We start from the raw sequence: 15,017 nt of genomic DNA, 5'->3' as shown, positions 1-15,017 counted from the left end.
GGTGAGATATATGAGGATAACCGGTGCTGACGCCGGTGTTATAAACAATATTAATACATATAAAACACCGCCGGCCAGTGAAAGGCAACAGGATGGTTTAAGGCTTGCCTCTGAGGGCCTGTCGTGGGAAAAGAAGGTGCATGGCGGGACGCGTTTTGGGCAAGGTGATTTGGAAGAAGCCATAAGCCAGTTGAATGATACCATGGATTCTTATACCACCGGATTGCGTTTTGAACTTCATGAAAAAAGCGGCGAAATAATGGTCAAAGTGATTAATGTGGAGGATGATACGGTGATTCGAGAAATACCGCCGGAAAAGGTGCTGGATATGGTGGCCTACTTTAAAAGGGTGCTGGGTATTATTGTTGATGAGTTGATTTAATCTTTAGGGTGCAAGGTATTGCTGGTACCGGCAATACCTTTTTTCTTTTTAATTTGGGACCTTTGTATCATAGCATGACTTTCCATAGTCTGATATAATTCGCCAAGATAACGGTAAATTTTTATTTGTTATTCAGACGTCCATGCCGCTAACGCGGCACCTGCAGGGGATGTAAATTACCCAGCGTTATTTTTAAGGTTGAATATGCTAATATTTACTATTTATTACAAGTAAAGTAATGCTCTACAGGAAAGAAGAAATTATTAAAATTTTCTTGCTTTTTTATTAATTTTTTAGCAGATTTAGTTGCAACCTTATCTTACTTGGAGGAAAAAATATAATAATGTTGAAATAGTATACTATGAAGAATAATTTTAGAAGCTTCCTGGGGGTTACATAGTGGAATTTTTTCGTGACACGATTTCAACCATACTGGCAAAACAAATGGATGCCTGTACGCTGCGCCAGAAAGTTATTGCCAACAATGTTGCCAATGTAAACACGCCCGGCTTTAAAAAATCCCGGGTTAATTTTCAGCAACATTTGAGGGAAGCGCTGGGCAGCGGAAGTTTTGCTATGCGTACCACCAACGTGCGACATATTGCAGCGGGGCCGAGCGGTCTTGACAACCTGGTACCTGAGGTTGTTCTGGAAAAAAGCACTGCCATGAAGGCCAGCGGTAATAACGTAGATATCGATGAAGAAATGGTTAACCTGGTCAGCAATACCCTGTTATACAGACTGGCGACGCGGGTGCGCAGTGACCGGGCCAATACCATGAGCTATGTAATTAAAGGGAGGTAGATAACCGTGGCGCTATTTGAAAGCTTCGGTATCAGCGCATCGGGTATGGCGGCAAACCGGTTCTGGTCCGATCTGATAGCCAATAATGTAGCCAATATTAACAGCAGCGGCACTCCCGGGGACCCTGCCAACCAGCCTTACCGCAGGCAAGTTCCGGTTTTTAACGAAATATTGCGCCAGCAAACCGGAGCCAGGCAAAAAAGTACCGTCCAGGCACCGGGGAAGGGTGTGCAAGTTTCCCAATTGGTGCACGTGGACAGTGAACCCACTTTAATTTACGACCCTGGTCACCCGGATGCCGACCCGCAAACCGGTTATGTGGCTTACCCCAATATTAACATTCTTAATGAAATGGTTAACTTGATATCAGCCACCAGGGCCTACCAGTCCAATGTCACTGTATTGGAAGCCGCCAAAAGTATGGCTGTTGCCGCGTTGGATATGGGTCGCTAATTATTGCTTGTTATTATGATAAAGAAAAAGGATGAAACAAATGAAAGTTCTACCTGTCGTTTCACCTGCACCGGTTTTGAATCCGTTGACTGACCGGTCGGCCGGTGAAATACAAAAAGATTCCTTTAGAGAAGTATTCGACAGAGCGATGCAAAACTTAAATGAAAAACAGCTTAACTCCGAACAAACGATAAAAAATTTTTTAACCGGTGAGGTTCAGGATCTCCATACAGTGATGATCGCCATGGAAGAAGCAAAGCTTACCATGCAGTTGGCGGTCGAGGTGCGTAACAAGGTAATTGAAGCTTATCAGGAATTGGCAAGGATGCAGATTTAGTAATTATCATGGATTCGAAGGCGTGGTCGGATGAATAGCGGTTTAATACTGAAAATACGGCAATGGTGGCAAGGACTGGGACGACAGCAAAAAATAATGTTTACAGCGGGTTGCGCAGTTATCCTGGTTACCGTTGCCGTGCTTGGTTCGTTACTGCTGCGCCCCAATTACGCACCTTTGTTTTCTGAGCTTGAACCACAGGATGCCGCCAGGATAATGGAAGAGCTGGACAGCACCCAGACACCGTATCGTTTGACTAATAACGGTAAAACAATTGAAGTCCCGGCGGAGCAGGTGTACAAGCTGCGCATCCAGATGGCCAGTGCAGGTGCGTTATACAATAATGGGGCTGGATTTGAACTATTTGATGAAAGTAAATTCGGTATCACGGAATTTGAGCAGCATGTGGGTTATCAAAGGGCCTTACAGGAAGAATTGCGCCGTACCATTGTACAGTTGTCTGAAGTGGAACAGGCCAGAGTCCACCTGGTTCTGCCCAGGGAAAGTGTTTTTCTGGATTCGGAGGTTATTCCATCGGCTTCCATAGCCCTTAAGTTAAAGCCTTATACCAGGCTGGAACCAAACCAGGTGCAGGGCATCCAAAGCCTGGTGATGGGTAGTGTACAAGGGTTGGTGCCGGAAAACATACATATCATCGACGATCAGGGTAATGTGCTAAACGCTGGATTGTCAGACGGTGAAGAATTATCGGCTACCGTGGCTCTGAAAAATTTTGAGTTAAGAAGAAAATTTGAGCAGGAAACCGAGACCCGGCTGCAGCAGATGCTTAACCGTATTCTGGGGCCGGGCAAAGCTGTGGCCATGGTTTCTGCTGAATTGGATTTCGATCACCAGGAAACAGTTCGCACGGAGTACGGGCCCGGAGCCGTGCTCAGCGAGCAGAGGGTCAATGAAGAGGGAGCCGGTGGTGCGGCGGCAGGTGTGCCGGGTGATAACGAATTGCCGGGCGAGCAATTGCCCGTTGCGGACCTGGGGAACGAGTCCAATTATAACCGGGAGCAAACCACCACCAATTACCAGGTGGATACCACTCAGCAAACTTTGGTCAAGGCACCGGGAGCCATTCGCCGCCTGTCGGTTTCGGTCACAGTGGATGGTGAATATACTGAGGAAAACCTGAATTCACTGCAGCAGACCCTGGCCGCCGCGGTTGGATATGACGCCGCCCGGGGGGATCAAATAACCGTAACCAGCGCAAGTTTTCATGAAGATGTTTTACCCGGTTTTGATGAGCCGGCAGCTTTGGCCCCGGCTTTAGACCAGCGGGATTTAATCATTGCAGCGGGTATCGCTCTGGCTTTATTAGCCATTTTACTGGCTGTGATCCTGTTGCTAAGGAGAAGGGCGCGACTGCGTGAAGAAGCGCTGGCGGAGCAGGAAGCCGAGGAACTGGCACGACTTCAGGCGGCCGCTACAGCCGAAGAACAGGAACAGCTTATCATTGAAGAACCTAAACCGGGATACCGTACCCGAATCAGGGAAATTGCCAAGGAAAGACCCGGTGATGTTACGGAAATTATCAAAGTCTGGTTGAAGGAGTAAGCTCTTATGTCTGGTTCTGCGGCAAAGCTTAACGGATTACAGAAAACTGCCATATTATTGATTTCCCTGGGCTCGGATTTGTCCGCTGCTATATTGAAAAAGAACTTTCATCAAGAGGATATTGAAAAAATTACCCAGCAAATATCCATGATGAATACCGTGCCCAGAGAGGTGCAGGAGGAAGTGCTGGAAGAGTTTGCTCAGATGCTGCAAGCACGGGAGTTTTTAATGGTGGGTGGGCCCGAATATGCCAAAGAAATGCTCCAAAAGGCCCTCGGTGATTCCAAAGCACTGGAAATACTGGAAAAGGTACAAAGAACCATTAAAAACAGGCCCTTTAGCACGCTGCGCAAAACAGATCCCAAACATTTACTTTCGTTTATTCGCGATGAACACCCCCAGGTGATCGCTTTGATATTAACCCACCTGCACAGTGAACAGGCGGCCTTGATTCTGTCCGCCTTAAGTCCCGAACAGCAAAGCGATATCGCCCGCCGTATTGCTATAACCGACCGTGTTTCGCCGGAAATGATGCGCGAAGTTGAGAGCATCCTGGAGCGAAAATTATCAATGGTGGAACAAAGCGAGCAGAGTTTGAGCGGCATAAAGGCGCTGGTGGATATTATCAACCGGGTTGACCGGGGTACCGAAAAAACAATACTGGAAGAACTGGAGATTACCGACCCCGAATTAACCGAGGAAATACGCAAACTGTTGTTTGTGTTTGAGGATATTGTCAAACTACCTGATTCCTCCATTCAGCGAGTGTTGAGGGAAGTGGATCCCAAGGATTTGGCCAGGGCTATGCGGGCCAGCAACGAGGATGTTCAGGAGCGGGTATTTAAAAATATGTCCAAGCGTGCTTCCGATATGCTGCGTGATGAAATTAAATACATGGGACCGGTTCGCCTGCGGGATGTGGAAGAATCACAGCAAAGGATTGTGCAGATTATCAGAAGACTGGATGAAAGCGGTGAAATTATCATAGCGCGAGGTGGAGAGGATGCCATTATTACATAAAATAATCCGTAATGAAGAAATGGTGCTGGGTGATTTGATGCACCGGCATTCTCTGGATATAAGGCATACCTTTTTACTCAAAAAAAAGCAAAGCCCTCCGCTTGAAAAAAATAAGGAGCAGATCGCTGAATCTGATAAAAAAGCAAAAGAAACGGATGCAGCAATCCGGCAATTATTGTCCGAGGCCAGGCAGGAAGCCGAAGCTATTATTGAAAATGCTCGAAAGGAGGCCGGCGAGATTATTGCTGGTGCCTGCCGGCAGGCTACCTCAGAGGCGGAAAAAATAAAAGCTGATGCGGCTCGGGAAGGCCGGGACAAGGGTTACAAAGAGGGCATGGATGCCGCTATGCAGGAGGCGGCATCCATAAAAAAACAGGCCAGAGCAGTGCTGGCGTTGGCTGAGGAAGCTCGCCGGGAGATGCTGGCCGGGTTAAAGGATGAGGTGCGTTCCCTGGCGCTGGAAATTGCTGAAAAAATTTTGAACCGGGAGCTGCGGGCCAGTGCGGATGCAGTGCTGGATATTGTTCACGAGTGCTTGCAATTGGTGGCTAACCGCTCTTATGTGGTTTTATGGGTTCATCCCCGGGATAAAGAAATTTGCGAACAGCAACGTGACCATTTATTGGGACATTTACCCCCCCGGGCTGAATTGCACATCATGGCCAGTGACGAGGTGGAGCCGGGCGGCTGTGTTGTGGAAACTGATTATGGTAAGGTGGACGCCAAGCTATCCACCAGATGGCAAGCCCTGCTGGCTGCATTAAGTGAAGGATCTGAATAGTACAATGCAGGAATATATCAGGGAAATACAGAGATGGCGGCAAAAGGTTCAGCAAGTGAAATTAGTGCGGTCCACAGGTAAAGTTACCAAGGTTATTGGCCTGACTGTGGAGGTTAAGGGCGTTACAGCCGGGGTGGGTGAGGTTTGTGATATTATCGTGCCCGGTGAAAGTGAACCTGTAATGGCGGAAGTGGTGGGTTTTCAGGAGGATTCCTCCATATTAATGCCGCTTGGTGAATTACGGGGATTATACCCGGGTTGTCTGGTGGTACCCAGGGGGGAGTCACTGACCGTAAAGGTGGGTGATGAGCTTTTGGGCAAGGTGCTGGATGGCCTGGGCAGGCCTATGAACGGTGGCGGCATAAATGTTCAGCAAAATTTTACAGTTAACAACGCTCCGCCGGACCCGCTGGAAAGAAAGCGTATCAATGAGATTTTTACCACTGGTGTTCGTGCAATTGATGCGCTATTGACCTGCGGCAAAGGGCAGCGTATCGGCATTTTCGCCGGCAGCGGGGTGGGTAAGAGCACTTTGCTGGGTATGATGGCCAGGTTTTGCAGCGCGGATTTGAATGTAATAGCACTAATAGGTGAGCGCGGGCGCGAAGTGCTGGAATTTATCGAGAATGATTTAGGCCACGAAGGATTGGCCCGTTCCGTGGTGGTGGCCGCCACCTCGGACCAGCCTGCTCTGGTGAGATTAAAGGGTGCCTTTGTGGCCAGCGCCATTGCCGAGTATTTCCGTGACCGGGGCCAGGATGTGTTGCTGTTCATGGATTCCGTCACCCGCTTTGCCATGGCCCAGCGGGAAGTGGGCCTGGCCATCGGGGAGCCTCCAGCCACCAGGGGGTATACCCCCTCGGTATTCAGCCTGCTGCCCAAGTTGCTGGAACGTTCCGGTACCGCCAGGCGGGGTACCATTACTGCCTTTTATACCGTACTGGTGGAAGCGGACGATATGAATGAACCCGTCGCTGATGCGGTGAGAGGGATTTTGGACGGCCATATTGTGCTTTCCCGGGAACTTGCGGCCCGTAATCACTATCCCGCCATTGATGTGCTCCAAAGCGTAAGCAGGTTGATGAATGACCTGGCCGGTTCTGAGCACAAGCAACTGGCGGCCCGGTTGCGAAATCTTTTGGCTACCTACAAAAAGTCCGAGGACTTAATTAACGTAGGGGCTTATGCCAGGGGATCCAATAAGGCAATAGATGAAGCTATAAAGTTTTACCCCAAAATTAACCAGTTTTTATGCCAGGACGTCAACGAAAAATCAGATTTCAATAAAACCATACAGGATTTGATGTTCTTGAGGAAGTGAGCAACACATGAAAAAATTCCAGTTCCGCCTGGAACCGGTATTAAAGCACAGGGAATCCTGTGAGGAAATGGCCGCACAGGAACAGGCCCGCGTTCTGCGGGAATACCAGCAAAAATATGCGGTGCTGCAAGAAGCCAGGGAAAAACTGGCCAGGGCCGTCCAGGGCTGCCGGGTCATGGACCAGTTTGATTTAATCAACATGCAGGCCTATTGCAACTACATGTCCGACGAGGTGCAAAAACGGGAGATTGCGCTGCACAATACCAGCCAGAAGCTGGAAGAATCCCGTAAAAAATTAATCAAAGCCATGCAGGATAAATCCGTGGTGGCCAGGCTCAAGGAGAACCAGTTGCACTGCTACAACCGGCAGCTTCTCGCCTGTGTGCAAAAGGAAAACGATGAAATAGCCATTCAACAATTTATACGCCGGGTTAAATGAACACCAGTCTGTAAGAAACAGTTAAAATACAAATCTTTCTTTATTAACCGGGAACATGAATATCGGACAAAGGTGGTGGTAATAGCGGTTTAATATTGTATACGTATACTTTTATTCAGAAAAGGGGGTGTTCAGGAATAATTATTGAAAATATTTCAATGCCGGTTGTGCCGGCTAATTACGGTGGCAATGGCGAGCCTTCATCGCAGTCGTCAACTACTGGTACGGGTGCCGGTGATGGTTTTGGGCACATGCTAAAGCTTTTGGCAGTAGATGCAGGCCACGTTGGTAAAAACCAGGCGGGTAATAATAACCGGAAAGATGCAGGGTTGGCTACGGAGAATGACGATAAGTCAGTAATTGAAAAATCACACCAGACCTTGCTAATAGGATATTTGGAACAGCTTTTGCACAATACACAATTAGAACAGCCCGGCCAGGCATTTCCTTATAACATTACTCCCGGATCCCGGGACTTGCTGGGCCACTGGCAATTGCAGTCTGTCAATAGCAGTGGTTTGGAGCAGTTGGCCGCCCACCAGGCTATTACATCAAAAACGGTGGAGTTGCTGCAGGCATTGGCGTTGGGTGATTATTCACCGGCTAACCGGTTTATTGGCCACCCGGCCGGTTCCGTTTCCGGTAATGCAGCCCCGGAAATTACGGAACTGCTGGACCAGTTGCGTTTACAGGCCAGTGACAGCAATGGATTTAATCAAGCCGCTACAAACACGGCATCAAATGACACCGGTGTAAACTTGCCAAAGATAGCCAATCTTGCTGCCATGATAAACAATGACGATTTATCACCCGAGCAATTATTGCGCTTGTTAATGGCCATTAAAACCAGTGGTAAGACGGCAATACCCGGTAGTGGCACAGGTGTGGAAAACCAGGGGCAAAGTATGATGATGCAAAGAGATGACAATGCATCTAATCCAAAGGGCTGGCAGGAAACCCAAAGCAATATACTGCAACACGATAAAAATACTATCAATGCGCTGGATGCAGCTAAAAAAATTAATACCGAAACTTCAGTATCAAATGCATTACCTGAAAGTGATACGGCATACGGGCGGCCGGGTGCCGAAAAACAAGCGGTTAAAGTTAATTTATACGCCGGCATGCCATTTAACAGGCCGGTGATAAATGTTAACGGTACAAATTTACCCGGTGCTTTGCCAGGGGAAGTATCCCGGGATGGTAGCACTGGCCACCAGCAACCGGACGTGGCACAGGTGGGCGCAAACTTGACGTTGGCCAATGCCAGTACCACCAGAGCAGCGGGTCATGAAGCCATATCTTTTTTGAGGAATACTGATACGCCATTATTTGCACAACTGGCTGAGGCTGTGCGGGGGCATGTGCTCCATCATGGGCAGGGGCAGACCCAAATCCGGCTGCAATTACACCCGGCCAGTTTGGGCGAGGTAAACATTAAATTAACCTATCAGGATGGAAATATCACCACTCATTTTCATGCCGCCACTGAACAGGCCAGGCAGGCCATTGAAAACTCCATACATCAATTGCGCGAAGCCCTGGCCGGTTATCATTTAAACCTGCAAAGTGCCACGGTATCCGCGGGAGATGACGGTAACCGTTGGGGACAGCAGGAAAACCACGGACAGCAATTTAAAAAGCGGCCTGGCCATATTGTAAACATGCCTGACAAAACCGGGGAAACAAACACCGCTGCCGGCACCGAAACAACACAGGCAGGCAGTATAAACCGCCTTAACTATTTTGCCTGATCAATTTGGCTGTTTTTAAATTTTGGGTGAGGAGGTGGATGATATGCCCGAAGCTGTAAACAATAATAATAACAATTACTATTTACCCGAAAAAAATAAACCGTCCGGCGGCACAAATTCCCTTGCCGACCCCGAGGCATTTCTAAAAATACTGGTGGCCCAGTTGAAATACCAGAACCCGCTGGAGCCCCAGGACAGTTCCGCCTTTGTGGCCCAGTTGACCCAAATGGCCACCATGGAACAGATGTTCAATGTCGGCCGCAGCATGGACAACCTGGCCGGCAAATATGAGATGGCCCGTTACTTTGAATTAATCGGCGAGCAGGTTTTTCTCAACGACAATAATGAAGTTGTGGCCGGTGTAGTTGGCGGGGTTGTCATGAGCGATGGTAAACCAAGGTTTTACTTGCAGGAGGATCCCGACGCTAAACATTACACCCTGGAACAGATTTTAAGCGTGACCGGCGGTGCCAGTTACAACATTATTGATTATTTGTCACTGGTGGGGCACGGTGTTGTGGTCCAAAGCGGTGCATCAAAGGTAGAGGGCATAGTGGAAAAAATTATCATGCAAAATGGTGAGGTTGCTGTTTGGGTAAATGGTGCCGCATACAGGATAGATGAAATAAAAGAAATTCACGGTGTAAGCAAAGAAACAGCCCCGGAGCCCCGGGAACCTGAACCGGTGGATACCGGAGAGAAAGAAACGGAAAACCGCGAACCACCTGGCGATGCGGATGCCCCTGCACAAGAATAATTTGGGCTTATAAGCCGGTATCGAAGTAGGTGAAATGCCATGGAAATAAAAGGCTTGCACATTTTGCCGGAACCAATCATAAATAAACCCGCCGGCAACACACCAGCTGGCCAAAAAAATCAGTCTATCAAGGAAAGCACGGCTTTCCAGGAAATATTGTCCCGGGAACTGGCCGGGGACAGCAAAATTAAAGTTTCTGTCCATGCCCAACGCAGGCTGGCGGAAAGAAATATTGTTCTTGGCCGGCAAGACTGGGAAAAAATCAATCACGCTGTAAATAAAGCACAGGCCAAAGGTGCCAGCAATTCACTGGTGATCCATGGTGACACGGCACTGATAGTGAGTGTTAAAAACCGTACGGTAATATCCGCCATGGATGAAAATGATATGCGGGAGCATATTTTTACCAATATCGACAGTGCCGTCATTATAAAATAGCAGCCGGACCTTGTGGAGGGGGCTGCAGGCCGCCGAACGACCGAAGCGGCCAGGTAAATATTTATAGCCTTTAAATTCACCAAGGAGGTTGGAACGTGATTCGTTCTATGTATTTGGGCCTATCAGGTATGCGCAACTACCAGGTGCGCCTGGACGTGGTGGGCAATAACATAGCCAATTCCAGCACCACCGGGTTCAAGGCGGGAAGGGCCAATTTCAAGGATACTATGTATGTGACCATGGGAGCCAACGATTCCTGCCAGATAGGCACCGGCCTGTCGGTATCTGACGTGTCGAACAACTTTTCCCAGGGGATCACAATGTTCACCGGCAGGCCCCTGGACCTGGCCATCAGCGGTAACGGGTTCTTTGCCGTGCGCGATGAAGAATCCGACCGGTTGATGTTTACCCGAGATGGTTCATTCTTTATTAACAACGAGGGCAATATCGTTAATGCCTCCGGTTTATTGTTGGAGGGTGTCGGGGGTATCCCTGAGGAATATACTGTGGAAGATATTATAATTGATGAAAATGGTGAGGTATATGCCCTGGACTCGGAGGGCAACAGGGAAGATTTCGGCCAAATAGTTTTGTATAACTTTCCCAATGTAAATGGCTTGACGAAAATCGGCAACAATTTATACCTGGCCAATGATATATCCGGGGAATATATAGAAGGCACACCCGGGGAAGAGTCTTTCGGAGTTATCAAATCCGGGTACTTGGAGAACTCCAATACTGATATGGCTCAGGAAATGGCCAATCTCATCGAAACCCAGCGGGGCTACCAGGCCAGCACCAAGGTTTTCACCACCGCTGACGAAATATTGCAGTCAATTATTGAACTCAAGCGGTAAAATATTGCCACCAGGAATTATATGTTTGTTAAAATAACGGGAGGCCATATAAATGATTAGTTCATTATATTCCGGTATATTGGGTATGAAAACCCACCAGACGCGCATGGACGTCATCGGTAACAATATATCCAACGTCAATACAAACGGCTATAAGGCCAGCCGGGCCAACTTTCAGGACGTTATGTACCAAACAGTAAAACAAGGTAGCCTTAAGACCAATCCGGCCCAGAGGGGGATCGGTACCACCCTTGCCAGCATAAATACTTACATGACCCCCGGGGCATTGCAACCCACCGGCCGGACACTAGACCTTGGTATTTCCGGCAGCGGTTTTTTTAAAGTTGTCGATGGTGATATTGAGTATTACACCCGGGAAGGTGTCTTTTATCTGACCCGCAGCGGTGATATCGTTAACTCCAGTGGCTATACACTGGTGGGGGAAACCTGGAATAAGGCGAAAAAGGAAGTTAGCGTAACGGACCCTGATGCTGTAATTATTGCTAAGGCAACGGGTGGAACTTATGCGGTTAATAATAAAAATATTACAATAGAGTCTATAGGTGATGGCACAAAATTGAACGGTTATACTATAGAGTTTGATACTAGCACCGACTTAAGCACAGTTAATAGTACTGATAAGATAATTACTGTTGGGATTCAAACTGCTAGCGATCAAGAGGATATAAAGAAAGCAATTAACGATGCAATTGACCTTGAACCAAGTTTAAACGGAGTGGATGTTAACTTTAACGTAACGGGTACGCTTGATAACGCTGAACTAGCAACATTGGAGCTTAACATATCCACTTCCCGGGCATCGGGAACGGCAAATGAAGGTGACCCTAGTAAAGAAGTTACCATTACAACTGCCGGCGACGGAACAAAATTGGATGGCTATACAATAGAGTTTACAACTAGCGGAGACAGCAAAGTTAACACCAATACAAAAACAATAATAGTAAATATTAGCGGGGTTTCTGATACGGATGGTTTTAAAGCGGCAATTAATAATGTAATTAGTGGGGTGCAAAGTCTTCAAAATATGAAAATTGCAAATATCAGCTACAACGGCACTGATATTGAAACCGACCTTGCAGGGCAAAGTATGACCATCTCAACCCCCAAAAAATCCATACAGCTCCAGGGTGTGCTGGCGGATGGAACCAAAGTTGCCGCTCCAGTTGAAATAGACCTTTCATCCTCCGAGGCTTTGACTTTGGATCAAGTAATCAATCAGATCAATGTTTACCAGGAAAAATCAGGGGTAATGGCGTACAAGTATACCGATGATAATGATATTACAAGGTTGGCTTTAACAACTGTGTACAACGGTTACGATGAAAAATACGAATCAGACACCGCACTGGAGATTGTATGTAATGGGTTCGAAACAACCTCCGGTGATCCTGATCTCAATGCATCGGTAACTATAAGCGGTTATAATCCCGGCGCTGCCCTCAGTATAATTAACATCCCCGTTGCCGACCTTACCATTCAAAGCGACGGTATAATATCGGGTACGGATAACAATAACGTGCCGATTATGTTTGCCGGTGGTGCGGACGCAGCAAAAATTTCCCTGTTTACCTTTAATAACCAGGACGGACTGGAAAGGTATCAAAATAATCTATTCAAAGAGAGCGCCAGTAGCGGCCCAGGAGTAGGTGGCGTTGCCGGCAGTAACGGTTACGGCACCATCGAATCGGGCTATCTGGAAATGTCCAACGTGGAACTAACCGATGAGTTTTCCAATATGATCACCACCCAGCGGGGCTACCAGGCCAATTCCCGCATCATCACGGTATCCGATACCATGTTGGAAGAGCTATTAAACCTGAAGCGCTAGCGTTAACAATTTGCTTTTGCGTTTATCCATTGGACAAGGAGGTTATGTTAGTTTTCACATATTTGGATTGAACCCGTGCGCCCCGGGCGCGCCGGTTCAATCCAGGGCATAAATTTATTGGATAATGTTGCTTATTAAGTACATACTGTTTATAATATAATAATGATTATTATAGCACTGGCCAACAGTGACCACAAAGTTAGGATGAGTGAAAAATGGCACTGAGAAAAAGCAAAAAGGAAGATAAAAAAAATAAAAATAAGGCTCCTGCCGTTGATAACCCGGGGCGCGGTAACCTGCTGGCTATGTTCTTTATGATGCTGGCGGTGTTTTTGGTGGGGGCAGGCATGGTCATCGGCTATTTTAAATTCCTTGACCCGGACAATAAAGAAGCTGTGGCCAATGAAAAGGCCGGCCAGAATATCCCACTGGCGGCCATGGATTTGGGCGATATGGTGGTTAACCTGTCGGGGGGCGCCGGCGGCCATTTCCTTAAAGCCAGTATCGTCATCGAATACAATGCGGACAAAAAGGTGGCGGAACTGGTTGAGAGCAAAAAACCCCATATTATTGAAGCCATACAATTTACCCTGCGTAAAAAATCTGCCGGTGATATCAAACCTCCCGAAGCCACCGAAAAATTAAAGCAGGAGCTGATTAAAGCCGTTAATGAGCGTCTTGGAACAGAGGATGCTGTGCAAAGGATTATCTTTACTCAGTTTATTGTTCAGTAAACATAAAAGTTATTGTGACAAATATGGGCAGCTTTGGGTTTGACTGACACATGAAAATTTTGAGGGGTGTGGCAAAGTGCTTTCACAGCGTGAATTGGATGAGTTCCTGGGCAGCTTCAATAGTGGTAAGACAACGGTGAAAAAGGTGAATTTTCCTCCGCTGCGGGTCGAGCCCGGGCTACTGCACTCCCGGTTGCCCATTGATTTTATCGGTGATGTTGCGGTTGAAATTTGTGCCGAATTGGGACAGGCAAATATGACGGTACGGGATATTTTAAACATGAAGGAAGATACCGTAATTGAGCTGGAAAAGGCTGCCGGTGACACTGTCGATCTAAAAGTGAACGGGCAGAATTTTGCCCGGGGTGAGGTTATTATCATCGGTAATAACCTGGGGGTGAGGGTGGACCGGGTGAATGATATTAAACTGCCCTCCTCCGAAGAAAGGGATGTAAATGCCAGTGGATAGGGAAATGTTATTTGCCCTGGTGGAAATCATTATTTTATTGCCGCTTACCTGTGGTCTGGCTTACCTGGCTATCCGGTTTGGCTTTGGCCGGGCTAAATCTCCCTGGGGATTTAACCACGGGAAAAGGATGCGGGTTTTGGAACAGGTGTCCATGGGGCCAAAGTGCGGTCTCTCCCTGGTGCAGGTGGGGGGTAAATATTTGCTTTTTGCCCACCAGGAGGGGTGCGTGGTTCTGGTCAAGGAACTGGATGAATTACCTGCGGAAATTGATATTGCTTCGCCACAGTGGCCTGCTATTAATCAGCTGGTTAATAACATCAACCTATTTGGTACCAAGCAAGGCGGGAACAGGCATTGATACAATCAAGAGGATGTAAATACATATTATTAATTGCGTTTTGGTCTTTACTATTTAGTTTTTCATATAAAGTTAACTCGTCATATGCCCAGCCGCTTCCGGGGATAGATTTGAACGTACAGCCCACCGATGATCCGGTTCAGGTGGTCAACAGCATTAAAATATTGCTTATGTTGACTCTGCTTTCCCTGGTGCCGGCAATTTTATTAATGACCACCAGTTTTACCCGCATTATTGTGGTTTTGTCTTTGCTGCGCAGTGCCGTGGGCACCCAGCAAACCCCGCCCAACCAGGTAATCATCGGGCTGGCTCTTTTTCTGACTGTTTTTATCATGGCCCCGGTGGCAAGCCAGATTAATGACCAGGCAGTTAAACCTTATTTGGCCGGTGAAATATCCCAGGAGCAGGCTATAGCAGCCTGTCTGAGTATTAACATAATCAAGGAAAATTAGATACTATTAGCAGGGCAATTGGTACAAGTTGTCGAAATATACAATATTATGATCAAAGGATATAAGCCATACAACCCAAATCAAATATATTTATTTCCGCCCGCGCCACAGGATTGGTTACCCAAGGAACATCTTGTTTATTTTATCAGTGATCTTGTTGACCACTTGGATCTAACGGTTATCCACAAGGTATACGAGAAAGGGATAAAAGGTCAACCACCGTATCATCCTGTTTTAATGACTAAGATT

Annotated in this window: 19 protein-coding genes; all 19 read left to right on the top strand. The window is 47.3% G+C overall.

Annotation, left to right across the window (positions count from 1 at the left end):
* Nucleotides 1-10: 10 nt before the first annotated feature.
* Nucleotides 11-382: a flagellar protein FlaG gene (locus LX24_RS07215; RefSeq protein ID WP_166511482.1), complete on the top strand. Its 372-nt coding sequence runs from the start codon at nt 11-13 to the stop codon at nt 380-382.
* A gap of 399 nt (nt 383-781) precedes the next feature.
* On the top strand, nt 782-1,186 hold the full coding sequence (gene flgB, locus LX24_RS07210; protein WP_243131658.1) for a flagellar basal body rod protein FlgB: 405 nt from the start codon (nt 782-784) through the stop codon (nt 1,184-1,186).
* A gap of 6 nt (nt 1,187-1,192) precedes the next feature.
* Nucleotides 1,193-1,639, top strand: a complete 447-nt coding sequence (gene flgC, locus LX24_RS07205) for a flagellar basal body rod protein FlgC (protein WP_166511481.1) — start codon at nt 1,193-1,195, stop codon at nt 1,637-1,639.
* 40 nt (nt 1,640-1,679) lie between these two features.
* Nucleotides 1,680-1,976, top strand: coding sequence for a flagellar hook-basal body complex protein FliE (gene fliE, locus LX24_RS07200; protein WP_166511480.1), 297 nt, complete (start codon nt 1,680-1,682; stop codon nt 1,974-1,976).
* Between the two features lie 30 nt (nt 1,977-2,006).
* Complete coding sequence (fliF, locus tag LX24_RS07195; RefSeq protein WP_166511479.1) at nt 2,007-3,539, top strand: flagellar basal-body MS-ring/collar protein FliF; 1,533 nt, start codon at nt 2,007-2,009, stop codon at nt 3,537-3,539.
* Between the two features lie 6 nt (nt 3,540-3,545).
* Nucleotides 3,546-4,559 carry a flagellar motor switch protein FliG gene (gene fliG, locus LX24_RS07190; protein ID WP_166511478.1) on the top strand — a complete coding sequence of 338 codons (1,014 nt, stop codon included), beginning with the start codon at nt 3,546-3,548 and terminating at the stop codon, nt 4,557-4,559.
* Entirely contained in the window at nt 4,543-5,340 is a 798-nt protein-coding gene (locus tag LX24_RS07185) for a FliH/SctL family protein (RefSeq protein ID WP_166511477.1), read from the top strand. Before fliG ends, LX24_RS07185 begins: the two co-directional genes overlap by 17 nt.
* Nucleotides 5,341-5,344: 4 nt before the next feature.
* Nucleotides 5,345-6,661: a flagellar protein export ATPase FliI gene (gene fliI / locus LX24_RS07180; protein ID WP_166511621.1), complete on the top strand. Its 1,317-nt coding sequence runs from the start codon at nt 5,345-5,347 to the stop codon at nt 6,659-6,661.
* Between the two features lie 7 nt (nt 6,662-6,668).
* Nucleotides 6,669-7,100 (top strand): flagellar export protein FliJ, encoded by a 432-nt coding sequence (gene fliJ / locus LX24_RS07175; RefSeq protein WP_166511476.1) that lies wholly within the window; start codon nt 6,669-6,671, stop codon nt 7,098-7,100.
* Nucleotides 7,101-7,258: 158 nt separating this feature from the next.
* Nucleotides 7,259-8,854 (top strand): flagellar hook-length control protein FliK, encoded by a 1,596-nt coding sequence (locus tag LX24_RS07170; RefSeq protein ID WP_166511475.1) that lies wholly within the window; start codon nt 7,259-7,261, stop codon nt 8,852-8,854.
* 43 nt (nt 8,855-8,897) lie between these two features.
* A complete protein-coding gene (locus LX24_RS07165) occupies nt 8,898-9,611 on the top strand; it encodes a flagellar hook assembly protein FlgD (RefSeq protein WP_166511474.1) in 714 nt (237 codons plus the stop codon).
* Between the two features lie 39 nt (nt 9,612-9,650).
* A complete protein-coding gene (locus LX24_RS07160) occupies nt 9,651-10,049 on the top strand; it encodes a TIGR02530 family flagellar biosynthesis protein (protein ID WP_166511473.1) in 399 nt (132 codons plus the stop codon).
* Nucleotides 10,050-10,144: 95 nt separating this feature from the next.
* Nucleotides 10,145-10,906 carry a flagellar hook-basal body protein gene (locus LX24_RS07155; protein WP_166511472.1) on the top strand — a complete coding sequence of 254 codons (762 nt, stop codon included), beginning with the start codon at nt 10,145-10,147 and terminating at the stop codon, nt 10,904-10,906.
* 52 nt (nt 10,907-10,958) lie between these two features.
* A complete protein-coding gene (locus tag LX24_RS07150) occupies nt 10,959-12,755 on the top strand; it encodes a flagellar hook-basal body complex protein (RefSeq protein WP_166511471.1) in 1,797 nt (598 codons plus the stop codon).
* A gap of 215 nt (nt 12,756-12,970) precedes the next feature.
* Nucleotides 12,971-13,489, top strand: a complete 519-nt coding sequence (locus tag LX24_RS07145) for a flagellar basal body-associated FliL family protein (RefSeq protein WP_166511470.1) — start codon at nt 12,971-12,973, stop codon at nt 13,487-13,489.
* 76 nt (nt 13,490-13,565) lie between these two features.
* Nucleotides 13,566-13,958, top strand: coding sequence for a FliM/FliN family flagellar motor switch protein (locus LX24_RS07140; protein ID WP_166511469.1), 393 nt, complete (start codon nt 13,566-13,568; stop codon nt 13,956-13,958).
* Entirely contained in the window at nt 13,951-14,316 is a 366-nt protein-coding gene (locus LX24_RS07135) for a flagellar biosynthetic protein FliO (RefSeq protein ID WP_166511468.1), read from the top strand. Before LX24_RS07140 ends, LX24_RS07135 begins: the two co-directional genes overlap by 8 nt.
* A gap of 110 nt (nt 14,317-14,426) precedes the next feature.
* Nucleotides 14,427-14,768, top strand: a complete 342-nt coding sequence (locus LX24_RS07130; protein WP_341473558.1) for a flagellar type III secretion system pore protein FliP — start codon at nt 14,427-14,429, stop codon at nt 14,766-14,768.
* A 48-nt stretch (nt 14,769-14,816) separates the two neighbouring features.
* A partial coding sequence (locus tag LX24_RS15345; protein ID WP_479723362.1) for a transposase occupies nt 14,817-15,017 on the top strand: 201 nt, incomplete at its 3' end.

The sequence above is a fragment of the Desulfallas thermosapovorans DSM 6562 genome, from assembly GCF_008124625.1.
Classification (GTDB): domain Bacteria; phylum Bacillota; class Desulfotomaculia; order Desulfotomaculales; family Desulfallaceae; genus Sporotomaculum; species Sporotomaculum thermosapovorans.
Note: the sequence above shows the minus strand (reverse complement) of the source record. Positions and strands in the feature narration are given on the sequence as shown.